Source organism: Cytobacillus sp. FSL W7-1323, assembly GCF_038595015.1.
GTDB classification, from domain to species: Bacteria; Bacillota; Bacilli; order Bacillales; family Cytobacillaceae; genus Cytobacillus; species Cytobacillus kochii.
In genome coordinates this window covers 53,384-79,444 of record NZ_CP151998.1, presented here as the reverse complement: position 1 = coordinate 79,444, position 26,061 = coordinate 53,384, and the positions used below count along the sequence as shown (strand labels likewise).

Annotated in this window: 22 protein-coding genes and 2 tRNA genes; 2 read left to right on the top strand and 22 right to left on the bottom strand. The window is 37.7% G+C overall.

Annotated elements, in window-relative coordinates:
- Positions 1–383: 383 nt before the first annotated feature.
- The 6 genes from ftsH to spoIIE all read right to left on the bottom strand — a co-directional run bounded on the left by ftsH (position 384) and on the right by spoIIE (position 8,816).
- The gene (gene ftsH, locus MKX67_RS00385; RefSeq protein WP_095371267.1) at positions 384–2,381 is read right to left on the bottom strand and encodes an ATP-dependent zinc metalloprotease FtsH; all 1,998 of its coding nucleotides are present in this window, start codon (positions 2,379–2,381) and stop codon (positions 384–386) included.
- Between the two features lie 122 nt (positions 2,382–2,503).
- A complete protein-coding gene (gene hpt / locus MKX67_RS00380; protein WP_095371268.1) occupies positions 2,504–3,049 on the bottom strand; it encodes a hypoxanthine phosphoribosyltransferase in 546 nt (181 codons plus the stop codon).
- Between the two features lie 24 nt (positions 3,050–3,073).
- Entirely contained in the window at positions 3,074–4,465 is a 1,392-nt protein-coding gene (tilS, locus tag MKX67_RS00375; protein WP_322910614.1) for a tRNA lysidine(34) synthetase TilS, read from the bottom strand.
- A gap of 98 nt (positions 4,466–4,563) precedes the next feature.
- Positions 4,564–5,520 carry a protein kinase family protein gene (locus MKX67_RS00370; protein WP_322910615.1) on the bottom strand — a complete coding sequence of 319 codons (957 nt, stop codon included), beginning with the start codon at positions 5,518–5,520 and terminating at the stop codon, positions 4,564–4,566.
- Positions 5,489–6,226: a VWA domain-containing protein gene (locus tag MKX67_RS00365; RefSeq protein ID WP_095371271.1), complete on the bottom strand. Its 738-nt coding sequence runs from the start codon at positions 6,224–6,226 to the stop codon at positions 5,489–5,491. Before MKX67_RS00365 ends, MKX67_RS00370 begins: the two co-directional genes overlap by 32 nt.
- A 115-nt stretch (positions 6,227–6,341) precedes the next feature.
- The gene (gene spoIIE, locus MKX67_RS00360) at positions 6,342–8,816 is read right to left on the bottom strand and encodes a stage II sporulation protein E (RefSeq protein WP_095371272.1); all 2,475 of its coding nucleotides are present in this window, start codon (positions 8,814–8,816) and stop codon (positions 6,342–6,344) included.
- A gap of 327 nt (positions 8,817–9,143) precedes the next feature.
- On the opposite strand from spoIIE, the gene MKX67_RS00355 reads away from it, so the two are divergent.
- Positions 9,144–9,220, top strand: a tRNA-Met gene (locus tag MKX67_RS00355).
- 11 nt (positions 9,221–9,231) lie between these two features.
- Positions 9,232–9,303, top strand: a tRNA-Glu gene (locus tag MKX67_RS00350).
- Between the two features lie 824 nt (positions 9,304–10,127).
- Here the strand turns inward: MKX67_RS00350 and MKX67_RS00345 are convergent.
- From MKX67_RS00345 to MKX67_RS00270, 16 genes are all read right to left on the bottom strand, one after another.
- Positions 10,128–10,574: a S1 domain-containing RNA-binding protein gene (locus MKX67_RS00345; RefSeq protein WP_095371273.1), complete on the bottom strand. Its 447-nt coding sequence runs from the start codon at positions 10,572–10,574 to the stop codon at positions 10,128–10,130.
- Positions 10,575–10,669: 95 nt separating this feature from the next.
- Complete coding sequence (locus MKX67_RS00340; RefSeq protein ID WP_095371274.1) at positions 10,670–11,080, bottom strand: septum formation initiator family protein; 411 nt, start codon at positions 11,078–11,080, stop codon at positions 10,670–10,672.
- A 22-nt stretch (positions 11,081–11,102) separates the two neighbouring features.
- Positions 11,103–11,732 carry a spore cortex biosynthesis protein YabQ gene (gene yabQ, locus MKX67_RS00335; RefSeq protein ID WP_095371275.1) on the bottom strand — a complete coding sequence of 210 codons (630 nt, stop codon included), beginning with the start codon at positions 11,730–11,732 and terminating at the stop codon, positions 11,103–11,105.
- Positions 11,729–12,028: a sporulation protein YabP gene (gene yabP / locus MKX67_RS00330; protein ID WP_095371276.1), complete on the bottom strand. Its 300-nt coding sequence runs from the start codon at positions 12,026–12,028 to the stop codon at positions 11,729–11,731. Before yabP ends, yabQ begins: the two co-directional genes overlap by 4 nt.
- A gap of 82 nt (positions 12,029–12,110) precedes the next feature.
- A complete protein-coding gene (locus MKX67_RS00325) occupies positions 12,111–12,374 on the bottom strand; it encodes an RNA-binding S4 domain-containing protein (protein WP_095373565.1) in 264 nt (87 codons plus the stop codon).
- A gap of 32 nt (positions 12,375–12,406) precedes the next feature.
- The gene (gene mazG / locus MKX67_RS00320) at positions 12,407–13,849 is read right to left on the bottom strand and encodes a nucleoside triphosphate pyrophosphohydrolase (protein ID WP_095371277.1); all 1,443 of its coding nucleotides are present in this window, start codon (positions 13,847–13,849) and stop codon (positions 12,407–12,409) included.
- 43 nt (positions 13,850–13,892) lie between these two features.
- Positions 13,893–15,437: a polysaccharide biosynthesis protein gene (locus tag MKX67_RS00315; RefSeq protein ID WP_233435333.1), complete on the bottom strand. Its 1,545-nt coding sequence runs from the start codon at positions 15,435–15,437 to the stop codon at positions 13,893–13,895.
- 619 nt (positions 15,438–16,056) lie between these two features.
- The gene (spoVT, locus tag MKX67_RS00310; RefSeq protein WP_095371279.1) at positions 16,057–16,593 is read right to left on the bottom strand and encodes a stage V sporulation protein T; all 537 of its coding nucleotides are present in this window, start codon (positions 16,591–16,593) and stop codon (positions 16,057–16,059) included.
- Between the two features lie 420 nt (positions 16,594–17,013).
- Positions 17,014–20,550 carry a transcription-repair coupling factor gene (gene mfd / locus MKX67_RS00305; protein ID WP_307319217.1) on the bottom strand — a complete coding sequence of 1,179 codons (3,537 nt, stop codon included), beginning with the start codon at positions 20,548–20,550 and terminating at the stop codon, positions 17,014–17,016.
- 331 nt (positions 20,551–20,881) lie between these two features.
- Entirely contained in the window at positions 20,882–21,112 is a 231-nt protein-coding gene (locus MKX67_RS00300; protein ID WP_095371280.1) for an anti-sigma-F factor Fin family protein, read from the bottom strand.
- A 76-nt stretch (positions 21,113–21,188) separates the two neighbouring features.
- A complete protein-coding gene (gene pth / locus MKX67_RS00295) occupies positions 21,189–21,752 on the bottom strand; it encodes an aminoacyl-tRNA hydrolase (protein WP_095371281.1) in 564 nt (187 codons plus the stop codon).
- Between the two features lie 74 nt (positions 21,753–21,826).
- The gene (locus MKX67_RS00290; protein ID WP_095371282.1) at positions 21,827–22,435 is read right to left on the bottom strand and encodes a 50S ribosomal protein L25/general stress protein Ctc; all 609 of its coding nucleotides are present in this window, start codon (positions 22,433–22,435) and stop codon (positions 21,827–21,829) included.
- 150 nt (positions 22,436–22,585) lie between these two features.
- The gene (locus MKX67_RS00285) at positions 22,586–23,539 is read right to left on the bottom strand and encodes a ribose-phosphate diphosphokinase (RefSeq protein ID WP_095371283.1); all 954 of its coding nucleotides are present in this window, start codon (positions 23,537–23,539) and stop codon (positions 22,586–22,588) included.
- A gap of 19 nt (positions 23,540–23,558) precedes the next feature.
- Positions 23,559–24,932 (bottom strand): bifunctional UDP-N-acetylglucosamine diphosphorylase/glucosamine-1-phosphate N-acetyltransferase GlmU, encoded by a 1,374-nt coding sequence (gene glmU, locus MKX67_RS00280; RefSeq protein ID WP_095371284.1) that lies wholly within the window; start codon positions 24,930–24,932, stop codon positions 23,559–23,561.
- 208 nt (positions 24,933–25,140) lie between these two features.
- Positions 25,141–25,434: a septation regulator SpoVG gene (gene spoVG / locus MKX67_RS00275; RefSeq protein WP_095371285.1), complete on the bottom strand. Its 294-nt coding sequence runs from the start codon at positions 25,432–25,434 to the stop codon at positions 25,141–25,143.
- Between the two features lie 232 nt (positions 25,435–25,666).
- Positions 25,667–26,041, bottom strand: coding sequence for a RidA family protein (locus tag MKX67_RS00270; protein ID WP_095371286.1), 375 nt, complete (start codon positions 26,039–26,041; stop codon positions 25,667–25,669).
- Positions 26,042–26,061 lie beyond the last annotated feature (20 nt).

Below are 26,061 nucleotides of genomic sequence, written 5' to 3'. Positions count from 1 at the left end.
ACGCTGAATGAATGAAGATTCATCATTTCTATTTAATAGGACAACTTACTAAATAATTTCCTTTAGTGCATATCTCTAATCAATAGTAGCTTTCCCCTTACTTCATTAAAAAGAAATAAAATCGGTCAAGTTATGTAGTTCTTGCTCCGTTAATAATTAACCATAGGTGGTTGTATAATTGTATAAACCTGACTTGGTATACCAACATTTGTTCTGCTACCTTTGATGAATTTCCTCTTGTTACACGAGCAAAACCATTTTATTCCACTATCTTTCATAAGTTTCCCCTTATTGCACGAAGAAATTTCCTGTTATACGTTTCAACCCCCACTTATAGACAGAAAAAAAAGCCCCTCAATAGTGAGGCGCTTTTTCTTTTTTGATTAAGATTTACGATCTTCATCAATTGCTGGAGGCTCTTCTTCTTCAGCAGGGGATTGTTTTTCCCTTGTTTCAGTGATTTCACCTTCATTATCTTTACGATCGTCATCTTTTCGAATATTAACCTTAATATTTGAATCTTCTATTGTTTCACTTGTTTTAGAAGCTGGGCGTTCAGGTAGTGTACCATGATCAGATAGATGTTTAATTTGCTCTGCATCTAGCGTTTCCACTTCTAAAAGTGTTTTTGCAATGATATCTAGTTTGTCACGGTTCTCTGTAAGGATTTGCTTACAGCGTTGGTAACATTCTTTAATCATGCTTTGAATTTCTAGATCAATCTCATATGCAATCGCATCTGAGTAATTACGCTCGTTATTAAAATCTCTACCTAAGAATACTTGACCACCTTGTGATTGACCAAATTGTAGAGGTCCGAGTTTGTCACTCATTCCAAATTCAGTTACCATTCGGCGTGCAATACCTGTTGCACGTTGGAAGTCATTATGGGCACCAGTAGAAACCTCACCAAACACGATTTCCTCTGCTACACGTCCTCCAAGTAAACCAACAATTTTATCAAGTAATTCTGGCTTCGTTTGGAAGTAACGATCTTCTCTCGGCAGCATAACAGCATATCCGCCTGCTTGCCCACGAGGTACAATTGTTACTTTATGAACCATATCAGCTTCATCTAAGATTAAGCCGATTACAGTATGACCTGCCTCATGGAAGGCCACAATATTTCTTTCTTTTTCAGATATAACACGACTCTTCTTAGAAGGCCCTGCAATTACACGGTCAGTCGCTTCATCCACATCGGTCATATCCACCTTCTTCTTATTCTGACGAGCGGCAACAAGTGCTGCTTCATTCAATAAGTTTTCAAGGTCTGCACCAGAGAACCCTGGTGTACGTTGAGCAATCGTTTTTAAGTTTACCGACTCATCTAACGGTTTATTTTTTGCATGAACTTTTAATACCGCTTCACGACCTGTTACATCCGGACGATCAACTGTAATTTGACGGTCAAAACGACCTGGACGTAATAACGCAGGGTCAAGGATATCTGGACGGTTTGTTGCAGCAATGATAATAATTCCTTCATTTGCACCGAAGCCATCCATTTCTACAAGCAATTGGTTAAGTGTTTGTTCACGTTCATCATGCCCACCACCGACACCGGCGCCACGCTGACGACCAACCGCATCAATTTCATCAATAAAGATGATACATGGTGCGTTTTTCTTCGCATTCTCGAATAAGTCACGTACACGAGAAGCACCAACACCGACAAACATCTCAACAAAGTCAGAACCACTAATAGAGAAGAAAGGTACGCCTGCTTCTCCCGCAGCTGCTCTCGCTAATAACGTTTTACCAGTACCTGGAGGTCCCACTAATAGAACACCTTTAGGGATTCTCGCACCAAGTTCTGAGAATTTTCGTGGGTCCTTCAAGAATTCAACAACTTCCACTAATTCTTGCTTCTCTTCGTCCGCACCTGCTACATCTTTAAAACGGACCTTCTTCTTGCTTTCATCATACAACTTCGCCTTACTTTTACCGAAGTTCATTACACGGCCACCGCCGCCTTGAGCTTGGTTCAATAAGAAGAAGAATAAAATGAAAATGATGATGAATGGAATCATCGTTGTAAAGAACGTTACCCAGCCATTTGCTTCTTCTGCTGGTAGGATCTCTAATTTGGAATCACTTGCTAACTCTTCCACTCGGTCTATTACAGAGTCACTATTAGCAATATATGTGATAAAATATTTACCTTCTTCATAGCCTTCTAATTGACCACGTACTTCATAAACGCCCCTTACAGGCTGTAAACTAAGGCTTTCAACTTGACCAGACTCTAAATTCTCAACAAATTGGTCATAAGTCATTGCCTCTGTCGGTTCGTTATTGCCATTAAAGAAACTGACAACCCCTATAATGACTAAAAATATTAATAAATAAAAGATGGTGTTACGGAAAATCCGATTCATCCCTTACCTCCTCCCACGGTAAACAAACTACATAGTATCGTATCATACAAAATTGTGCATATACAAGGAATTACACTTGGTCAGACTGGGTTTTGTAAAGTATTTCACACATCGCATTTCACTTAATTATTATTGCTATACACCTCAGGTTTTAAGATACCAATATATGGTAAGTTTCGGTATTTCTCAGCATAATCTAATCCATATCCTACAACAAACTCATCTGGTACATTAAATCCTACGATATCCGCTTTAATTGCTGCTTTTCTACCAGTTGGTTTATCAAGCAGAGTAACAATTTTTATCGATTTCGCTTTACGATAACGGAATAACTCTACTAAATAGCTCAAAGTTAATCCACTATCTATGATATCTTCTATGATGAGGACATCACGTCCCTCAACAGAAGTATCAAGATCTTTCAAAATCTTTACCTCTCCTGAAGAGACCATGGAATTCCCATAACTGGATACATCCATGAAATCCATTTCAAGATGAGTATCAATTCGTTTAATTAGATCGCTCATAAATGGCATTGCGCCTTTTAAGACACCTATAACAAGAGGGAAACGTCCATCATACTCCTCTGTTAATAAGCCGCCTAACTCTCTCACTTTTTGCTGAAGCTCTTCTTCAGTAATTAAGATTTTTTCAATTTCGTTTCGCATCTTATTCCTGTGCCCCCTAGAAGATCATTGCTTTATGTATTTCAGAAAAATATAGCTTGTATCAGGTGAATATTCAGCTGCTTGATCAGACTTTTTTAATCCTGGTAGCCATATAATGTTACCATTTGCATCCGTAACAACAGGCCATAAATCCCGTTTTTGCCGCGGAATTTTCTGATCGATAAAGATATCCTTTAACTTTTTGCTACCATTTATTCCTTTTAACTTCATCCTATCTCCATTTTTCCTTGTACGGATCGTTAATGGAAAGGCGATATCCGCTTTAACCAAAAGATAATCCATTTGTTGATATTCCTGTAATGGGTGACCGACATAATGCATGCTGATCTCGCCTACTTCAGGAATAACATAGTTTCCTGGCTCTTGTATTTGAAATAAATACGGCTGTACGGTTGTTTTTTTACTAGTGGAGAAGAAACAACAATCATATGAACGTACAACTGTTAAACCATTTGGGAAATGTAAGGTTCCAGACGGATGAGGATGAGAAATTAAGGAAAAAACATTTTCAATATGTGTAGCGGATAAAGAAGATGGCCTTTCCTGATATAGATAATTTAATATTAGTTGAATCACTCTTCTTTGTAAAGGTTTTGCGACATCTGTAAATCTGTCAATATAAAGAAGAATTTCACTAGCACTTTTCCTCTCTGTTACACTATTCAATTGTGCTTCTGCTAATTCCTGCATAAATACCTCATCTTCGCTCAAATCCTCACTAAGGCGTTGGAAATGGTTATGCACTTGAGGATTTTCCCTTTTTAAAAAAGGCAAGATATTTTTCCTAAAACGATTTCTGCTATAGATTTCCTTTACATTACTAGGATCTATTCTAGGTTCTAAATGATGAGTCTCTACATAGGAATCAATTTCATTTCGACTTAAGCAAAGGAACGGCCGTATAATTGCCCCTCTACTAAAAGGTCGTATAACTGGCATACCCGCTCTAGCAAGACCACTACTCCCTCTTGTCATTCTCATTAACATTGTTTCAATTTGATCATCACCATGATGACCTAATGCAATGTAATCAAGCGCTTCTCTTTGCATTACTTGCTCAAAGAAACGATAGCGACAGTCCCTTGCAGCAATTTGCGAGCTTTTCCCCGTTTCCTTCATATGTGCAGAAACATCAATTCGTTGCATATGAAAAGGAATGCCTGACTTCTGACAATAGCGTTCTACAAACTTAGCGTCTTCAAAAGATTCTTCGCCCCTAAACATATGATCCACATGGATTACTACTAATTGAAAACACTCTTGTTTACTTATTTGCTGCATAAAGTGAAGTAAGCTTAAGGAGTCAGGCCCTCCTGAGACAGCAATTCCCACACGCTTATTCTCCAATTCAATGCCCTTTTGTGATAAAAATGCTTTTACCTTTGCATAAAACATAACATTCTTCCCTTATGTTAAACTATTACTTCTACTAAAAGGATATCACTTTTTTAATGTTTATTTCCAAAGAAACGATTATTTATGCCTAAACCCTCTCACACCATTTGACTATATAAATAGAAAAAGTAAATACAACCAATAAACAAGATTAAAACGAACGCTCCAGTTTTTCCATTGGGCTTTCCTTTAGTCTTTCGGGATGTTTGCCTAGCTGGTGGGGACACACGAGTTCCTTTTGAACGAGTTTGCTTATATGAACAGGCAAGCAAGGCTTGTCTCATATCTTCAGCAGTTTTAAACCTGCCTTGAAGTGCTGGTATGAGAACTCCTTCATAAGTTTTTAAGATTTTATGTTTCTTTACCCTATCCATTAATTGTTCTAAACCCCTTCCGTCTTTAGAGAAACGGCTCGGATAGGCACAGTGAATAAAAACCATAGCTGTTGAGAATAAATCATAAGTAGGTTCAGCTTTTCTACTACCAAGCCCCCAATATCCTCGGTCGTAAAACTCTGTAAACTCCTTAATGGCTCTACCTTTTAATGTTGTTCCTCCTACATCTATACACCGAATGCGCGGAGCTCTTCCTGTGACAACCAGATTCTCTGGTTTTAAATCTCCAAATACCCATCCCGCTTTGTGCAGCTCCTCTAGATCAGAAAGTAATTGCAGCATGAGCACAGGTATCCACGCCTCTCCTTTCTGTTTAATAAAAGAGTGGAGATCAGGACCATGGATATATTCCATCACATAAAAAGAATACATAGTGGATGAGGAAAATTGCCAATCATCAACATCAAGCAAAGAAGGTCCTAGGGTAGACCCTTGGACCTTCGTAAAGGATTTTAGCACATTCACTTCAGAAGTTACTGTATACCCATTTTCACTTATTTTTAAAGCAACGAGTTGCCCAAGGTATGTGGCGAGATAAACTACACCATTAGCCCCTGCACCTAGTTCTTTTTCGATACAGTATTGCTTGTGATGCCATTTCCCGTTAATAATCGCACCTTTTTGTAGATTAAATTGACTCTTCATAGTACTCATCGTCATTTCTAGAAATTAAATTGCGTAATGATCGTTTCTTCTCAAAATAGGTAATCGCCTCTCTTAAAGCTGGTCCAGTGGGTGTAATACCACCTGTTGAGAGTTTAGCGAACACAGAAGTTAACGATTCGAGCTTAGGTGTCCAATCTAGCAATTTTTCGACATCATTCTTTTTCCCGGGAAATACAAACAGAGAAAATTTATTTTTTCCCGTGCGTGCATTTAAGCTTAAAGATAGATCAAATAAGGCTTCTTTGACTGTAGGTAGCTTATGTTTCATACTTGCACTCGTATCGACAAGAATCAACACTTCCATTTCAACCGTTTCCCCTAGCTCATCCACAACCTCCATTACCTCGCCTCTTTGTTCTGGAGGCAAATCCTCAATCGTTTGTTTATTTCCTAAGATTTGCGTGAGTTCACGATTGACTACTCCTTGTAATGTTTGTGTCATCGCCTGCCTTGTTACCATCTGTACAGTATGTGATAGCTGTCTAGCATATACGACTTGACTTACCCCACCCCCGGAAAGGGCAATACTCTCAATTTCCTGCATTCCCTTCTCATCAATAACGTCATTCTCCATTACACCTATCACATTTACGGAAACTCCCTGCTCTTTTGCTAGAGCCGACATCGCTATAGGGTCTTCTCCAACGTTTGAACACCCGTCTGTAATAAGTAAAATTTGTTTTAGGGTACCTGTTTTCATCTTTTTCCCTCCTAATCTGATAGAAGTTACTTAGTGATTACTAACCATTTTCAACGGATTAGAAAGGAAATATACATAAAAATGACATCTATTGGAGATTCTATTCTATTTAACATTAATTCGCTTGTTTATGGAACGGTATACTCGACCATTTCGGGATATTGTGCTTTACTTTTGCCACCATCACCGTCATATCATCATCAATACGTCCAGCTCTTGATCGAATCACCTCTTCCATAATTAAATCTGCCACTTCTTGTGGGTCGTTCGTTTTTAACTCGGTTATTTTCCTCTTCATCCAAAGATCAAAGTTCTCCACATGTTTCGGCCCTTCAAATACACCATCGCTCATCATAATGAGTAAATCCTCTGCTTTTAATTGCTTACTGACAACATCGACATCAAATTCTTCAATCATGCCTATGGGTAAATTACTTGCCTGCACTTTCATCACTTGGCTCCCTCTTTTAATAAAACTCGGTGTAGAGCCTATTTTCAAAAATTTAGCATCAGCATTTTGTAAATCAATCATCGCCAAATCTAATGTGGAGAAAATTTCATCTGTTGTCCTTAATGACAGAACAGAATTGACCGATTTTATGGCCACTTGCTCTTCTATACCTGATTGCAATATTTTCTGTAGTAATTCTAACGTTTCTTTGCTTTCTATATGTGCTCGTTCTCCATTTCCCATCCCATCACTAATGGCAATTGCATACTTACCGCTACCTAATTCAATTGTTGAATAACTATCTCCTGATATTAAGCCACCGTCCTTAGCCGCATGTGCCACTGCCGTATCAATGACATATGCCTTTGCTGAGCGAAAAGTAACATGGCAATAATCGTTGGCATAACTCGCACATTCCTCAGATTTAACTAAGATTGTTTCTCCTAATATATCTGAAAGCATTGGCGCAATTAATTTCTCACATTCCCCGTGCCCATTACAGTATGGGATCGTCATCTCTATATCAACATCGCCTTGCTCCAAGCTATAAATTTCTACCTGTTCTACCTCTACCCCAAATTCTTGGATGGCCTCTAATATCAGTTCTTCCTGTTTATGATGATTCTCTCGCTCTCTTTGAATTTCTTTAGCAAAATCCCCCATCACTGCAGACACACCTAATAATTGATCTGCCACAAGTTTCCTACTTTCTTGCACTTGTTTTTTCAACCGTTGATTTGCTTTATAAAAAGTAAGCTCCTGTTGAATCACTTCTGTTGTTTTCTTCGATCTTGTACAGTGTTTTTCCCACTCCCTTTCTAGTCGTGAAGAAATTTGTCCATCTTTTTCATCTAAATCATGCATAATATTTTTCATATAATCATATGTTGTATCAAAGTTCCTAGCCCAGCAGTGATCCTTTTTAAAGCAAGTTTGGCATGTCTTCTCTGTGACATTACTTAGGAAATAATCCAATTCTCGATCTGTCTCATCATTTTCCACCACAGGAGCTTGATGTTGCATGGCAAAGCTTTGCGATAACGCTTGAAAAACATTAGAAAACTGAGAAACTCTGTGCGCAGTTACATCCCGCATTTTTCTCATATACTGCTGTTGCTCTGCCGCATATTCTGCAGTCCCAGGGATATGTTTCGCTAGCTTTGACGTAAAACTTTGAGGCGTTAATAGAAATAGAAATATTGCTACTCCAGTTTCGTATAAACCAATTAATAAGTTTGACTGATTGTCACCATACATTCCCATGAGTAGGGTAGCAATAAGCAAACCAAATGCCACACCTATTTTCTTCCCTTCTTTTAATAACCCACCTAACAAACCAGAGAATGCTAATAAACTCATATGGAAAAAGCTTGAAATATTAGCCAAACTAAATATTAGCCCTGTCACGACACCAACCGTTGAGCCTACCGTGGCACCTGCGACAAATGAAAACACAAGCACCAAATAACGAGACATCACATGTTCGACTGATAGGTCATATACGGTCCATCCGATTGTTCCTGTCATTACTGAGGCTAGCATAATAATGAGGCAGACGATTTCCTCTGTTTTTAATGATTGCCTCCTCCGATTAAAAAATAGTAACGGCAGGCTCTGTAGGAATATTAAACATAGGATAAATCCTAAACTAGCCTCTACACCAGCCATCATGAAATCGTACATCGCCACATGTCCCGTTATGATATAAGATTGGATAATCGAACTGATTAATAATGTCACAGCCACATATATAGGCATTACTTTTAATTCATTGGTAACCCACTTTTTACTTATCCGAAAAACAAACAGAAAAAAGAAAGATGTTAAAAACGTGGTCACACCATGAGTAAATGATAAAGTCGAAGCTCCTCCAATCAATCCAATTAAAGCAAGCGGTGCTTTATCCTTTCTTACTAAATACATCGCAGCAAAAAAGGGCAGAGTGAATGGTGTTAACTGGGACAATATAAGGGCTCGTCCAAGTAAAAAACCAATAATTAAAAACAAGTACCCCTTCTTAATAAAGAAAGTTTCTAAGCCCGTCTGTATTTTCCCACCTATTTTTGAGAGCTCCATCTTGGGACGACGAAGATCCACTTCCCCTATCGGTTCTGCAATTGTTCGTTCGAGTTTTTCCATCATTCCCACTCCCTATTTGTTTCTTTTTCGCTATTATAAAGGGCTATGTCTTAAAAGTTTGTCAAAATAATGGACAAATACCTCTTTTTCGTTCGACTGATTTCTTTATAAAGTGCAAAAAGAGTACAAAAGCAGCAACAATTAAAGGATTGGAATTGGACCATACGTTCTCCTGTTGTCTAAAAAACTAGACATCACATGCTTCCAAAAAATGACGAAACCTCATCAACTATTCCGACAAAAATTTTCCGGGGGAAATAATATTGACAGACTTGTAGAATCTTTGTATTATATATCTTGTGCTTTTAAAAGAAAGCCACTTCAAATGGCGGTGTAGCTCAGCTGGCTAGAGCGTACGGTTCATACCCGTGAGGTCGGGGGTTCGATCCCCTCCGCCGCTACCATTTTTTATAGTGGCCCGTTGGTCAAGCGGTTAAGACACCGCCCTTTCACGGCGGTAACACGGGTTCGAATCCCGTACGGGTCATCACTTATATTAGCTATAAAACAAACCTGGGCAGCTTCAACTGTTCAGGTTTGTTTTTTACTCATTTTTAATTATAATAACAGCAGACCTAGCATGTATTTCCTTTTTGTTTGATTTCTGGTTTGTTTTTGCCTAATTTAACCAAGATTTTCACTCTGACCTGATTTCTGATTCGTTTCTCGTCTAATCCTATCAAACTTTCCTCTCTGGCCTGATTTTTGACCCGTTTCTCGTCTAATCCTATCAAACTTTTCTCTCTGGCCTAATTTCTGATTCGCTTCTCGTCTAATCCTATCAAATTTTTCCCTCTGGCCTGATTTCTGATCTTTTTCTCGCCTAATCCTATCAAATTTTTCTCTCTGCTAATTTCTGATTCGCTTCTTGCCTAATCCAATCAAATTTTTCTCTCTGGCCTTATTTTTGACCCGTTTCTCGCCTAATCCTATCAAACTCTTCTCTCTGACCTAATTTCTGACCCGTTTCTCGCCTAATCCTATCAAACTTTTCTCTCTGGACTGATTTCTGACCTGTTTCTCGCCTAATCCAATCAAACTCTTCTCTCTAGCCTAATTTCTGACCCGTTTCTCGCCTAATCCTTCAATCAATCTTCCGCACCCTATCCGCACATATGCACAATTCTTTTCCAAGCTTATACCCAAAGTCTCTTATACCTACCTAAAACCACACCTAACCGTTATAAGTTACAATCATCGCCATTCATCACAAAAGATGCGGAAGAATAATAAAAAAGCAATCCCAATAAGGATTGCTTTTGCAGGAATCGTCGTGATTCCCTTGCTCGTATATATTAATTCAGCAGCAAGTTAACCTCGTTTAGCTCCTCTGCCACCACGTTTTGATTCTGTATTTCTCTTAAGAGAAGATAAACGGTCTTCACTGTCTTTCAAAAAGCGAGCCATTTTAGATTCGAATGTCTCCTTTGAAGGACGGTGATTATCGTTTGTTCTACCTTGACGTGGGCGCCCAGAATAGCCTCTAGACTCTCTTCTTTCAGGCCTTTCCGTTCTCTCAGGACGATCAACAGCTTTCTTAATTGATAAACCAATTTTACCGTCTTTCTCCACATTAATAACTTTCACTTCAACAGTATCGCCTACTTTGAGGTGATCATTAATGTCCTTCACATAATTGTCTGCAACTTCACTAATATGCACAAGGCCTGTTGATCCTTCCGGCAGCTCTACAAACGCTCCGAAATTAGTGATGCCTGTAACCTTTCCTTGTAACTTGCTGCCTACTTCGATTGACATAAAAAGATATTTCCTCCTTAAAGATATAAAGTAAACCCAAATGTATTCATACTTATACTATATTATACCGAAAGATAAAAATAGGTGTCAACTTCTCATTGAGCTGACTCATTTTCTTTTTTTTCCTTTTCATCGGTTTCATCCGGCATTTTGAAGATGATTTCTCCTTGTTCAGAAAGATAATAATCCCTTCTAGCAAGTTTTTCTAAATACTCTTCATCATGTAACCTAACTATCTCTTCATTCAAGGCCTTTTCCGACTGTTCTAGTTCTTTCAATTGATGAGCAAGTTTTACCTTTTCTTCTTTCTTTTCACCTAGGGCAGCAGATTGGGATACGATAGTCGTAATCATAAATACTGAAACCACAGCAACAAATACAAAAAAGACAGTCAGTCTACGATAGAGAAGCTTCTTTCTCCGTTGAGAACTGATTTTATTGGCTTCCTGTTGTTCGATATAGCTTGAATGGATCTTGGCTACATTTTTATTCTTGTTGGTACTCATACAACTATCTCTCCCTTCTAAGTTATTCTTTCTTCTTCCACTTTTCCGCCAGTTTTTTAACATATTCTTTCCCTTTTTGGAAATATCCTTTTAATTTATCATAGAACTTATCGACTGATTTTTTAAAAGGGGCTGGTAATATACGAATAAGAAGTCGAAATATCCATCTTACTGGTGATAATAGTACTTTTAAGATGAACATTAGCACATTACTTGTCCATTTTATCAGTAGTAGAAGAAGTTTGCCCACTAATACCAATAGCCCTATTAACGTAGTGAAAAAAAATTGAACGGGTCGAATAATTAATAGGCGAATGACCTTCACAATAAAATAATAAATAGAAATAATCGTAGAAATAACTATCTCTAATAACTTTAGGTAAATATTTTTCATTAACGCTTGATAGGCTGCAAAACCGCAAAGTAAAGCTAAAAAGATGTAGAATCTTAACTCTCCTTCATTGACAAGGAACAAAATATAAAATATAGCTAGTCCTTGTAATAGCCAAAAAAGGATGTCATTTATAAAGACAACCCAACTCTTTCTTACTGGCCGTTTGAGAAAGCGCTGATACGTATCTAAGCTTGCTCCAAAAAGGGAACCCATCCCTATCATGGAGAGCATCGTCAAAAATTGGACCGATAACGTCATCGGAATAACTTGCTAAAGAGCCCTTTAGCTTTTTCTCCATGTTGATCATCTAAATAAACAAGGTCGAAAATTTTCCCTTTTATGGAGACAATTCCTTTGTCCACATCTAAATTCTTCATTTGTAGATTTTGCCCTTTGATAGCTAAAAAACCCATGACAGTTTCTAATAAAAACTCTTCATTATCAAAGCTTTCTACCTGCTTCACTCCCGTAATATCTAGCAGTCTTCTGCCACGCATGATCACATCATGATCAGGAGCAGTTTGTTTACTCGAGTTCTCATGGTATTGGCTCATCTCTATCCCTCACAATCCATAGTACAATCCTTTAATACATATGTATGAAGATTGCTCAGGGATTAGAACAAGCGCTATTTATTTATTCTTGATTCATTCTTTCTTCACTTACTATTGTGTACATTTCTGCTGCATCATCTTTTCTTGTTGTTTCCTGTATTTTATCTATTCGCACCTTTGTCACTTTCTGCCCAAATCGAATCGATAATTCATCACCAACTTTTACATTGGTACTTGCCTTGGCTTCTACTCCATTAATAGCAATACGCCCTTGGTCAGAGACTTCCTTTGCCAATGTACGTCTTTTTATTAATCGAGATACTTTTAGAAATTTATCTAAGCGCATACTTTCACTCTCCTTTACCCTAAAAAGTTCATTTAGTAACCTTTTTTCTTCGCTTCTTCCCAAAAACGATCCATTTCCTCCAGGCTCGCCTCTTTTAGATTCTTATCTAGTTTTTTCTCTATATATGAAAAACGATTGGTAAATTTCGTATTGGTTCGATGTAATGCTTCTTCTGGATTGATTTGATAATACCGAGCAATATTGATAAATGCAAATAATATATCACCAAATTCAATTATGCGATTGTCATTATTATTCTCGGCTTCCAATTGAAATTCTTTAATTTCTTCAAACACCTTATCCCACATTGGTTGGATGTTTTCCCAATCGAAACCGACCTTTGCAGCACGTTTTTGTAACTCTTCTGCACGCAACATGGCTGGATATGATTTTGGAACACCATCCAATATTGACGATGTTTTTTCGCCTTTTTCTTGTTTTTTCATTTCATTCCAGTTACGTAACGCTTCATCTACGTCTTCTGCTGCTCTCTCCCCAAACACATGCGGATGTCTAAAAACCATTTTTTTAGAAAGACCTGCTATTACATCATGAATAGAGAAGTACCCTTCATCGTCTCCTATCTGGGCATGAAGCATAACTTGTAACAACACATCCCCTAGCTCTTCAATGATATGATCAATATCATCCTCTTCAATCGCTTCGATTAATTCATACGCTTCCTCGATTAAATACTTCTTCAAAGATTGATGTGTTTGTTTCTTATCCCACGGACATCCATTTGGACCTCTTAAGGTAGCAATGATTTCTTTCAGTTTAGGAAACGTTGGGTAAAGAATCGCTTCATTCGTAACGGGAGGGACATATACAGATGTTAAATTAGTTAAAGCTAAATCATGATCTAGTTCATAAAGTGGAACTTCTTTAATCACTTCTTCACTACTTCCGGCCGCTGTTACAATCTTTACTAAATAATCATCCGGTAAATAGTCCATTAACGTCAATTTTACTTCAGATGCAATGAATGCATCATATACTTGTCCGATAATCATATGTTGTGTAAGAACAAGTTCACTTCCCTTTAAGTCCGTACCATCTAATAGTGTAAAACCTTCAACTGGATCAACCCTTAACGCTTGGAACATGCTATCTAGAAAACTTTGGCCACCCTTAAATTCTAAATTAACTTCATACTCATCAGCCCGTTCAATGAGTAATTGTACCGTTTTTTCTGCTACAAGCGGGTGACCTGGCACAGCATAAACAATGTTTTCTACTTTTCCTTTTTCTAACAAAAGGGTGCTTATTTCTTCGTATACCTCTGCAAATTGATCATGTGATTCATAGATCTTGTCGAAGGATTCAAATAGCACTCCTTCTGCTGTTAATGCTGATACCACAGGATGTTCTTTTGTTCTTAAATAAACTTTATTAACACTGGTTAATAGCTTATATACTCCTAGTGGCAGTTGATTAAGATCTCCTGCTCCAAGGCCAATAACTGTTACCTTCATTATAAATAATTCTCCTTTATTTTACTTTTTGTGTCGGTTGTTTTTATCTTCTTTTCATAAAATGGAGAAGCTTTTCTCCAAAAGGTAACTGACGTAGCTCTGCTTCTGTAAATATGTTGCTGCGAATCGTAAGAAATAAATAAAGAATCGCACCGAGAGCAGCGCCGGTTAACGATTGAAAGGTAGCAAGTACTCTTCCACTCATGAATGAGAGTGCAGTAACAGAGAGATACAAATTTAAAAAAATCGTCATCAGAATAGCAGAACTAAGGATTGTCAATAACTCACGTACTGAAACAAGTTTGACACTTTGGTTCCATTTTAACCGAAACAGCAAAGCAATTACCATCAACGCTAACGCGATATATGTGGCGTATACAGCCCCATATATTCCATAATGCGGTACAAATGAGGTATTCAGAAAGTACTTAATTCCCACTCCGATTAAAATCGTCCACGCTGGGAAAAAGCTATTTCCTAAACCTTGGTGTACGGCTGCCAAAGTAATCACAAGAGAGCTTAGTAAAATAACAATAGACATTAAACCTAGAACGGCTGACCCTTTATCATTTTCGAATAGCATGACATTTGTTTGACTCACAATCGCCCAAAGCCCAACTGAAGCGCCAACGCCAAATAGAAGGCTCACTCTAATGACCAATTGGATTTTTTCATTGAGTAGTTGAGGTTGCTGTATTTTTACGTATGTAAGAATTGGTACGAGCGATAAACTCATCGAAGTGGCAACAATAGAACCTAATTGAATAAGTGGCTGACCTCTGTCATATACACCCTTTAATGTCTTTGCTTCAATCTCAGAAAAACCCGATGTCGTCAATAAGGCATAAAGATTGAGGGCATCTGCTAACTGGATAAAAATGAGTAATAAACTACTCACACAAATAGCAAAGCTTTGGACAATAATCTCTTTAGACAGTTGAAAATACGAGCTAACACCCATGTGCTTCTGCCTTATTCTTGGTGCACTTTTCATTTCTTTTATAAAATAAAATAGCAAGATTGCAAAAGCTGCCAAAGAGGCTAAAATGACACCATAGTAAACTCCACCGCTAACAGAATAAATGGAAGCACCCATTTTAGTTAGTATATAAGCATAAAGTAAGATAAACAGCACTCGTAAAAGTTGTTCACTCACTTGAGAAACAGCTGTTGGCATCATATTTCCTTTTCCTTGAAAAAAACCTCTTAGCACTGATACAAGTGGTAATATTAAAAAACTAATAGCAACAATGCGCAAGGAATCAGCCAATTGAGGATCGTTCATATAGTAAGCTAAGGCATCCGCACTAAAATACATCGTTAAGCAACATATAATAGCAATCATTGATAACAATAATCCGGCAACTTTTAATAACCGCCGTCCACCTTCCTCACCATTCCTCGTTCTTTGCTCAATATATAGTTTTGAAATCACAACTGGAAAACCTGTTGTGGCTAAAACAAGAAAGATCCCATAAAAAGGGTACACTTGTTGATAAATATAAAACCCGATATCTCCTACTATGTTTTGGAAAGGAATGCGATAAACCGCGCTCAACAATTTGACAATTATTCCTGCCGCAGTCAAAATAACCGCACCTTTCATTATACTCGTAGAAGTTTGATTGGTATCCAGAAGATATCTCCCCCTATAAGCACGACGATACCGCTTAACTATGAACTTCGAAATGTATTATAGCATATTCATTTATTGATATTTGTCTCTCGCTCCTTGCCTGAGGGAGGCATTTTAAATATTGAGGTGTAGTTTTGCGGTAAAAAGATGCTTAGCTATGATTTCTCCTTATGATTAATCAAATCCTACTTGAATTTATCAATTTTTGAAGCATTTATTTGATATTTTCTGGCTTAATTATGATTTCTTCACGCTTGGGTTTCTCCAGACGTATTCCCCCTAGTGCTTCTTACCAAAAATCTCTTTGGTTTTTTGACTTCGTTACCATCTTAATCGGTCTTTTCAGAACGCGGCTCTTTTTTACCCGATTAAGAATTTCCAGTCGACTTCAGTTAAGGGGCTGATTCGTTTCCAACGGCATCTTACGGCAGATCATTTTCCTCTAACATTAGCAGCATTCAGCTCCCGAAAGTCAATGTCTACACAAAAATAAAGCGAACAATCATCATTAAAAATATGATTGTTCGCACTAGATGACGCTAGAAAAGCTCCAGCTCATATTACCTATATACTATGATTCCATTTGTCTCGCTAAAAATCCAGCTGCGGTTTCGACGGATTTTTGTTCAACTGCACCAATGGTGTCATCTTTCGCAATGATTACGACTGCACCAATTGGATCGCCATTGGCTACTATGGGTCCTATTGTGTAAGATGCGACGGATTCTGTATGATTATCTACAATTGAAATTTCGCTTGATTGGGTCACAAGAACAGAGCTACGATCCTCCATTGTCTTCTCTACTAGATCACTAATACTCTTATTTAAGTAATCCTTCTTAGAGCCTCCTGCAACAGCGATATATGTATCTCTATCGCAAATTAAGACCGGATTTCCTAAGCTATCATATAATGCTTCTGCATATTCTTTTGCGAAGTCACTAAGCTCAGAGATAGGTGAGTATTTCTTTAAAATTACCTCTCCATCGCGGTCTACAAAAATCTCAAGTGGATCTCCTTCACGGATTCTTAAAGTTCTCCGGATTTCTTTAGGAATGACGACACGACCCAAATCATCAATACGACGAACAATACCTGTTGCTTTCATTCAACGTTGCCTCACTTTCATCTGATGATTAAATTACTGAAAAGAAAAAGCCGCTTAACTCTAACCGATCCATGGCCATTAGGACGATACAACGAGAATTCTTCCCATTTATTCCTTCACTAATGATACATATTTCCCTTTACAGATGATTTTCGGTTAAATCTAACTCAAACTACAGCTTTTGCTTTTCAAAATAGCTATGATTCATAAGGAAGATATCATGAATGCATCGCCATGTTTGAACTTAGTATCTTTCATAAGGAAAGTTATATACACGTCCAACTATTTTTTCTTTTAGGTGTGATTCATTCCAGAAAGGGATAAACATTCCATTTATGTGCTCTATCCTTGAAATACCCTTGTCCTTTCTCAATCAAACATTGCAATTCTTACAATAAAATTACCAATATTTTTCAACATTTACTTGGCTGTTTTTTCAGGAACCTTCTTTGTATCCTGTAATCCCTTCATAAAAGTGAATGCATTTTCTAACCATTCTTTCGTGGCAATTCCTTTTATATGGAGAACCGCTTTCAGTTTTTTCCCATCCATACCAAGCCCAATCATGCGACCAAATTGATTGCTAAGCTTGAATACTTTTTGCCCATCAGCTTCCACACTACCTTGCTCAGATAATAGGATAAGCACTTCATCTTTTGATTGCTTCACTAGTTCGACCCCAGCCACTTCTCCATATACTTTCATTTCAGCAATTTTAAATAAATACGCGACTTCTTCCGGATAATCACCAAATCGGTCAACCATCTCATCTTTCAATTCATCAATATCCTCAAGGCTCGTAATCCCACGGAAGCGTTTATACATTTCAATTTTTTGATGTCCATCAGAAATAAATGCATCTGGAATATAAGCATCAATTTCTAAATCAATTTCCATTGGCTCTTTTCTCGGCTCACCGCCCATGGATTCTTTCCTCTCTTCAATTGCTTCTTTCAGCATTTGTGAATATAGATCAAACCCAACAGAATCAATAAAGCCGTGTTGCTCCGCTCCAAGTAAATTACCTGCACCTCGAATCGTTAAATCTCGCATGGCAATTTTAAATCCAGAGCCAAGCTCCGTAAATTCTTTAATCGCCTGCAAACGTTTCTCTGCCACTTCTGTAAGGACTTTATCTTTACGATAGGTAAAGTACGCATAAGCAACACGGTTAGACCTACCTACCCTTCCTCGCAATTGATACAACTGAGATAAGCCCATGCGATCAGCATCATGAACAATTAATGTATTTACATTTGGTATATCTACACCAGTCTCAATTATCGTTGTACTTACTAAGACATCATATTCACCGTCGAAGAAACCAAGCATGACGCTCTCTAATTCATTCTCCGACATTTGACCATGTGCATAAGCGACCCTTGCATCAGGAACTATCATAGAGATTTCCTCTGCTTTACGCTCAATATCCTCCACGCGATTATAGAGGAAATAGACCTGACCACCACGTGCTAATTCTCGCTCGATTGCTTCCCTCACCAATACACCGTTATATTCCATCACATATGTTTGTACAGGAAAACGATTTTCAGGTGGTGTCTCAATAACGGATAAATCCCGAACGCCCAGCATCGACATATGCAATGTACGCGGAATTGGTGTCGCTGTTAATGTTAAAACATCGACATTGGTTTTTAATTTCTTGATTTTCTCTTTATGAGTAACACCAAACCTTTGTTCTTCGTCTATAATTAACAAACCGAGATCTCGATAAGTTAAATCTTTAGAAAGGATACGGTGAGTACCAACGACAACATCAACCGTCCCCGCTTTTAATCCTTTAATCGTTTCAGTTTGTTGTTTCTTCGTACGGAATCGACTCAACATACCGATTTTTACAGGGTAGTCTTGAAACCGCTCAAGCATCGTTTCATAATGCTGTTGTGCAAGGATCGTTGTTGGCACAAGAAAAGCAACTTGTTTACCATCAGCAACTGCTTTGAATATCGCTCGTATTGCCACTTCTGTTTTTCCATAACCCACGTCTCCACAAAGCAAACGGTCCATTGGTCTTTCTCTTTCCATATCTTTTTTAATCTCATTAATGGAACGAATTTGATCTTCTGTTTCTTGATATGGGAAAGCAGATTCAAACTCTCGCTGCATATCACTATCAGGGTTAAAAGCGTATCCTTTAGATGCTTCTCTTTCGGCATATAATTTAATAAGGTCATCGGCGATATCTTCAACAGAGGATTGGACTTTTTTCTTTACCTTCTTCCAATCGTTACCGCCAAGTTTATAAATCTTCGGTTCTTTTGATTCAGACCCTACATATTTTTGTACAAGGTCAATTTGTTCAACAGGAACATAAAGTTGATCACTACCTTGATAACGAATATTCAAATAATCTTTATGGACACCATTAATCTCTAAAGTTTCAATTCCTAAGTACTTCCCAATACCATGATTGACATGAACAACGTAATCACCAATCTTTAATTCCGAATAGCTCTTAATTCTTTCTGCATTGGAAAGTTTTTGTCTTCTCTGTTTCTTTCTTGTTTTATGATTAAATAGCTCTTCTTCTGTAATTACGGCAATCCGTTGATTATTAAGCTCAAAACCTGTTTGAATTGCCCCTTCTAAAATCTGAATTCTTCCTTGTGCAAGGAGAGAGTCCTGTTTGATGATAGCGGATTCAATATCATAATCCTCTAACACATTCTGCAATTTGTGAACCCGTTCTTCATCTACAGCAAGAAAAACAATAGCATAATTTCCTTTTTTCCAGCGATCAACCTCTGTTTTAAGCACATGCATTTGACCATGAAAATTTTGCATCGGCTTACAGGAGATATTAATAATATTTTGCGGATTTGTATTCGGTACATGTCGTAAAAATAAGGACATATAAACAATCGGATTTTTCTTAGTATACATTAGTTCTTTTAAAGAATGAGAAGTCACAACGTCGTGAATAATCTGTCCTTCTTCAAGTAGGTTCGTGTACCATTCTGCTTCTTCTTTATCAAGGGAATCATTCATTTCTTGTACACGACTGACTTCGTCTACAAAAATCAATCCGTTCGCAGGAAGATAGTCTATTAAACTACTGCCTCCCTCATAAGCAAGGGATAAATATTTATATAATTGCTCTGGTTTAGTACCAGTCTTTAATTGTTCTAATTCATAACCGATATTTTGTGTAAGGCTTTGTTTGGCTTGGTCATTTTTTAATTTTTTTAAGCTTTTACCCAATCCTGACTCTAAAGTATGAATAAGCCGCTCAAAATGTTCACCTTCCATTGGTGTTTCTGTAGCTGGCCCAATTAACACACGCTCAACCTTTGACTTTGAGCGCTGATCTTCTAAAGAAAAGAACCGGATAGAATCAACCTCTGTATCGAATAATTCAATCCTAATAGGGTCTGACTCTGTTAACGGATAAATATCAATAATACCACCGCGAACACTAAATTCACCTGGAGAGGACACCATCTCCACTCGACTGTAGCCCATTTGGATAAACTGATTTAATTGTTGTTCGGTTAGCTCATCGCCAACTTTTAACGTTAACTGAAGTTTGCTCCACAACTCTTTAGGTGGGAGGATCTTCTTTAACCCGGCCATAGGTACAATCATGACACCATCATTTGCTGACATCATATGGTTGAGTGTTTCAATTCTTTGCCCTTTTAATTCTGGGCTAGATATACTTAATTCAGCTGCAATTAACTCATTTGCAGGATACAAGAATACTTGCTCTTCTCCTAGAAGTTGTGTTAAATCATCATATAATTTTTGCGCTTGCAATAAATTGTGGGTTGTCACAAGTAAGGGACGTTTAGACTGTTCATATACTGCCGCCAGAAAAAGCGTTCTAGCTGAACCCGTTAAACCTGCCACCATTTGTTCATTTAACCCTTCATCTATGCCTGATAATACAGACAAGACCTCATCCTGTTGTGAAAATACTTTTTTAAGCCCTAACATGCAGTAATCCTCCTATTACAAAAAGCAACATCTCTCCCTCAACCTGAGAAAGCTACTACTCCCCTATTTGCTCTTCTTTTTAAATACATTTTTAAAGCACTTTAAGCTCCCTAAACCTCGTATAGGTTAGGAAGCCAAATTTTTCTTACTTACATGTTTATACTCACAAAGCATATAAATCATGCGTATTTTTTCAAACAATGGTTGTTAACTTTATATATTATTCGATTTTTATAAGAAAAGTCCCTCTATTATCGTACTAAACTTTTTTCCTATCTATCGAAAAGAGTATAAAGAAACAGAAAAATGCTTTGGAAAGTACTCCAAAGCTTTAATGAATAAGAAAGTCTTGCTGATAGTAGTCTGGATTACGCTCTAGTGATTCATGGCAATCCTCACAAATCGCCTTCACGTAAACGTTTCCTGAATTGTCATACTGGATCATTTCATGTCTTTCTTCTTCATTTAATTTATGAAAGCCTAATTGCTCTGCTTGAACCGTTTGTTTATCGACAGTCCCTAAAGATACCCCGCAATGGCGGCATGAGTAATGAATAGCCAACAATAACACTTCCCTTTATCCATCAATTGTCATTATTATTGACGGTTTGTTGGAAGGATATGCACAAGTCATTATATCATGATTGATTATATACATTCATGACTTGAAGGAAAGGTATATTTAACCATTCTTCACACGCATCAGTGCATTTATTAATAACGGCTTTCATTTCGTTCATTTCTTCTTCAGAAAACTTACCAAGTACATAATCGGGGACTTTCATTCCTTGAGGCGGACGATCTATCCCCACTCGGATGCGGTTAAATTCTTGCGTACCGATATGAGCAATCGTTGATTTAATCCCGTTATGTCCACCAGCACTTCCTTTTTGTCGCAAGCGAATCTTTCCAACCGGTAAATCTAAATCATCATAAATAACTACAATATCCTCTATCTCAATTTGAAAATAATCCATCAGTGGTCTAATGGATTCACCTGATAAATTCATATATGTAAGTGGTTTTAATAAAAAAACTTTTTCTCCTTTTACAAATCCAGCACCATACAATCCTTTAAACTTTGATTGATCAAGTGGAATGTCCCACTTTTTAGATAATTCATCGATCACATCAAATCCAATATTATGTCTTGTACGATCATAGGGCTTACCTGGATTACCTAACCCTACAAATAGTTTCACTAAGCACTTTCCCCCTTACCTCAAATAAGGACTGACCCATTGGTGCTCTGGTCAGTCCCCACCTTAGTTTGGTATTATTCTTTTTCGTTTATAACTTCCGGTTCTTCCACAACTTCCTCTTCTTGTGGTTCTTCTTCCACACGAGGAGGGAGGACGGAAAGAATCGTCTCTTCGGCGTCATGTTCAATTTCATACGAGGAGGCACCTTTTAAATCTTCAATAGTGACTACATCGTTTATCTCTAATTTAGAAATATCCACATCAATTGATTGCGGGATATTGCCAGGTGTACCGGTAACAGTAATCTCATGTAGCGCTTGTTGCAAGACGCCACCTTCTTTAACACCTGGTGAGTCACCGACCGTATTTACAGTAACTTCTGCTGTAATTTTTGTAGATTTATCTACAGATAATAAATCAGCATGTACCACTGTATTTTTTAATGGATCGGCTTGGTATTCTGTTAAGACGACATCTACTTTCTTACCATCAATATCGACTGAGAAGACTCCATTTCTACCAACTTCTTTAATCGTCTTAATAAAATCAGCCTCATTAAAGAATATTGGCTTACTCTCCATCTTCGTGCCATAAACAATTGCTGGAACATTACCATCTGCACGAATTTTAGTTAAAAATGAGTGACGAAACTCTTTTCTTTCCTTCGCTTCTAAAACAGTCATTCTAACGTCCCCTTTCAAAATTTAAGGCTTATTATTAAAAGATTCCCTAATTAACTGAAAGATAAACATCGCTCGACGTTTGTAAGCAAAATGTCCATTATTTAAGTAAACGTAATGATCCGATAGATGGCATGATTTGTCAGAATTGTTTTAATCGAACAACACACTTACAGATTGCTCTTCGTGGACACGAATAATTGCTTCTCCAATAAGAGATGCAACAGATAGCTCGACGATTTTCCCTGTTTTCTTCTCTTCATCAAGAACAATAGAGTTAGTCACAACTAGCTCCTTAATTTGTGAGTTTTCAATACGGTCAATTGCCGGTCCAGATAAAACAGGGTGCGTACAGCAAGCATACACTTCTGCAGCTCCATTTTCTACAAGTGCATTTGCAGCTAAAGTGATTGTGCCAGCCGTATCGATAATATCATCAATAAGAATAGCTATTTTCCCCTCAATATTACCAACAATATTCATCACTTCTGCCACATTTGGTCTTGGACGGCGCTTATCAATGATTGCAATTGGCGCTTTTAATTGATCTGCCATCTTACGTGCTCTTGTTACACCACCATGGTCTGGAGAAACGACAACAATATCCCCTTCTACCTTGTTCTTGAAGTATTCAGATAGGATTGGTACACCCATTAAGTGATCGATTGGAATATCAAAGAATCCTTGAATTTGTGGAGCGTGCAAGTCGAGCGTAATCACACGTGTTGCGCCCGCTGTTTCTAATAAATTTGCAGCAAGTTTCGCAGTAATTGGCTCACGTGCACGCGCTTTACGGTCTTGGCGAGCATATCCATAATAAGGCATAACAATATTAATTGTTTTAGCAGATGCTCGTTTTAGGGCATCAATCATAATTAATAATTCCATTAAATGCTCATTTACTGGATTACTAGTTGATTGGATTACATACACATCACAGCCACGAATACTTTCTTCGATATTAATTTGGATTTCACCATCGCTAAAGCGCGTAACCGAACATTTACCTAATTCTACACCGATAAATTTAGCAATTTCACTGGCAAGTCCTTTATTTGAATTTAAAGTGAATACTTTTAAATTGGGATCTAAATACTGATTTGACATGATGCGCCTCCATAAATTTTTATTTCTTTTGATTTAATTGATCTACATAATTCTCTTTGTTTACTTGACGAGCACGTGCAATAGATAAGGCATTGCCTGGCACATCATCAGTAATCGTAGATCCAGCTGCAATATAAGCACCTTCACCAATTGTAACTGGTGCAACCAAGTTTGAGTTACAACCAACAAATACACCGTCTTCTATCTTTGTTAAATATTTGTTCTTTCCATCGTAGTTAACTGTTATCGAACCACAGCCTAAATTAACGTCTTTTCCGACCTCAGCATCACCAATATAACTTAAATGTGAAGCTTTACTACCCTTGCCAAACTTCGCTTTCTTTATTTCTACAAAGTTGCCAATTTTAACTTCATCATCAATTTGCGATTGCGGTCTAATATGGGCAAAGGGACCAATCTTTACTCCCGCACCAATTTCACTATCATGTGCCACTGATTGCCTTATGACCGTTTCACTGCCAACTTGACAGTTTTCAATCTGAGTAGAAGGACCAATCTCACAATCCTCACCAATAATGGTATGCCCCATCAACATAGTGCCAGGGTATATAATTGTATCTGAACCAATCTCGACATCCACACCGATATAAGTATTTAATGGGTCAACAATTGTTACACCATTTCTCATATGATGTTCGTTGATACGTTTCTTTAAATACATCTCCGCTTGTGATAACGCCACCCGATCATTTACTCCTAAGGTTTCCTCGAAGTCAGGTGTTTGATACGCAGTAACGATTTCACCTTGGGCTTTTAAGATTTCAATGACATCAGGTAAATAATATTCACCTTGGGCATTATCATTAGATACTTGTGATAGCGCTTGGAATAAAGCTTTGTTATCAAAACAATAAGTTCCAGTGTTGATTTCTTCTATCAATCTTTCTTCTTCTGACGCATCCTTATGCTCGACAATTTTCTCTACATGACCAGCAGTATTCCTCACTACACGACCATAACCTGTCGGTTGACCAGTATGCGCTGTTAGTATAGTTGCTTTCGCAGATTGTTCTTCATGATGTTTAAATAACGCTTCCATTGTTTCTGCTTTGATTAATGGTGTATCTCCACAGATAACAAGCGTGACACCTTCTTTATCCTGCAACAAATCTTTCGCTTGAATAACGGCATGAGCCGTACCAAGCTGTTCTTCCTGCAACCGGTACTCACTCGCTTCTCCCAGCTGTGATTGAACTAGATCTGCTCCATGACCAATGACAGTTACAATATCTTTTATATCAAGTGTAGATACTTGATCAAAGACGTGCTGAACCATTGGTTTTCCACAAACAGGGTGTAGCACTTTATATAGCTTAGATTTCATCCGTGTACCCTGACCAGCAGCTAAAATGACCGCATATCGATTAGACATTTAAAGTCCTCCAATTAACCTTTTTATCCATTAAAAAATATATCCTAAATAGCATATGATTTCAAGGAATGAAAGGAAAGTACATATTTTTGTCAATTAGAATGACTTTTTCACACGTCTACACACCCCTATACATTTGAACTAATTTACACACAAAAAAAGAGCCCATACCTAAGATGTATGGACTCCTACCTGCGTGTCTATTTGTCTACGAAGCACCCGCTTCTTCAAATTCTACTTCCTCTAATTCACCTAAACGATGGTACTCTGCTAATACTGCTTCTTGGATTTTACCGCGAGTCCCGGAATTAATCGGATGAGCAATATCTCTAAACTCTCCATCCGGAGTACGTTTACTTGGCATCGCTACAAATAAGCCGTTATTACCATCAATGACACGAATATCATGAACGACAAATTCCTGATCCAAAGTAATAGATGCAATCGCCCTCATGCGGCCATCCGTATTAACGCGGCGTAATCTTACGTCAGTTACTTCCATTCTGTTCACCACCTTTTCCCAGTAGATAAAATCCTTTACTTACAATTCCACATATAATTGCAAACTCCTTCTTAATTAGAAAAAATATTTCGTAATTTTAGGACAAATGGATGATTTCCATTAAAATTCTTCCAAATACCATTTCCTTTTACTATTTCGATTTCATGAAATTCACTTTTGTCTCATAAAAAATACACCATCCTTTCAGAATGGTGTATCCCCCACATGAGATTTACTTCACAAGCGCGATAACTTCTATTTCAATTTTTGCTTCTTTTGGCAATTTTGCTACCTCTACACAAGAGCGAGCGGGTTGGTGGTTATTGAAATACTCTCCATAAACTTCATTCACAGTTGCAAAGTCGTTCATATCTTGGATGAAGACAGTTGTCTTGATGACTGTTTCAAGTGATGCACCTGCTTCTTGTAATACTGCTTGTAAATTTTTAAATACTTGATGTGTTTGTTCCTTCACATCACCATCTACCATAACACCTTCTGTAGTTAATGGTATTTGTCCCGAGCTATAAAACATATTATTTACAACAATACCTTGAGAATACGGTCCAATAGCCGCTGGAGCTTCATTCGTTTGAACGATCTTCATTTCAATCTTCCTCCCTCTCC

Coding starts and splice junctions, on each gene's coding strand:
- ftsH (WP_095371267.1), bottom strand. CDS start 2,381: ATGAATCGGATTTTCCGTAACACCATCTTTTATTTATTAATATTTTTA.
- hpt (WP_095371268.1), bottom strand. CDS start 3,049: ATGCGAAACGAAATTGAAAAAATCTTAATTACTGAAGAAGAGCTTCAG.
- tilS (WP_322910614.1), bottom strand. CDS start 4,465: ATGTTTTATGCAAAGGTAAAAGCATTTTTATCACAAAAGGGCATTGAA.
- MKX67_RS00370 (WP_322910615.1), bottom strand. CDS start 5,520: ATGACGATGAGTACTATGAAGAGTCAATTTAATCTACAAAAAGGTGCG.
- MKX67_RS00365 (WP_095371271.1), bottom strand. CDS start 6,226: ATGAAAACAGGTACCCTAAAACAAATTTTACTTATTACAGACGGGTGT.
- spoIIE (WP_095371272.1), bottom strand. CDS start 8,816: ATGGAAAAACTCGAACGAACAATTGCAGAACCGATAGGGGAAGTGGAT.
- MKX67_RS00345 (WP_095371273.1), bottom strand. CDS start 10,574: ATGTCAATCGAAGTAGGCAGCAAGTTACAAGGAAAGGTTACAGGCATC.
- MKX67_RS00340 (WP_095371274.1), bottom strand. CDS start 11,080: ATGAGTACCAACAAGAATAAAAATGTAGCCAAGATCCATTCAAGCTAT.
- yabQ (WP_095371275.1), bottom strand. CDS start 11,732: ATGACGTTATCGGTCCAATTTTTGACGATGCTCTCCATGATAGGGATG.
- yabP (WP_095371276.1), bottom strand. CDS start 12,028: ATGAGCCAATACCATGAGAACTCGAGTAAACAAACTGCTCCTGATCAT.
- MKX67_RS00325 (WP_095373565.1), bottom strand. CDS start 12,374: ATGCGCTTAGATAAATTTCTAAAAGTATCTCGATTAATAAAAAGACGT.
- mazG (WP_095371277.1), bottom strand. CDS start 13,849: ATGAAGGTAACAGTTATTGGCCTTGGAGCAGGAGATCTTAATCAACTG.
- spoVT (WP_095371279.1), bottom strand. CDS start 16,593: ATGAAAGCAACAGGTATTGTTCGTCGTATTGATGATTTGGGTCGTGTC.
- mfd (WP_307319217.1), bottom strand. CDS start 20,550: ATGTTAGGGCTTAAAAAAGTATTTTCACAACAGGATGAGGTCTTGTCT.
- MKX67_RS00290 (WP_095371282.1), bottom strand. CDS start 22,435: ATGACTGTTTTAGAAGCGAAGGAAAGAAAAGAGTTTCGTCACTCATTT.
- MKX67_RS00285 (WP_095371283.1), bottom strand. CDS start 23,539: ATGTCAAATCAGTATTTAGATCCCAATTTAAAAGTATTCACTTTAAAT.
- glmU (WP_095371284.1), bottom strand. CDS start 24,932: ATGTCTAATCGATATGCGGTCATTTTAGCTGCTGGTCAGGGTACACGG.
- spoVG (WP_095371285.1), bottom strand. CDS start 25,434: ATGGAAGTAACTGACGTAAGATTACGCCGCGTTAATACGGATGGCCGC.
- MKX67_RS00270 (WP_095371286.1), bottom strand. CDS start 26,041: ATGAAGATCGTTCAAACGAATGAAGCTCCAGCGGCTATTGGACCGTAT.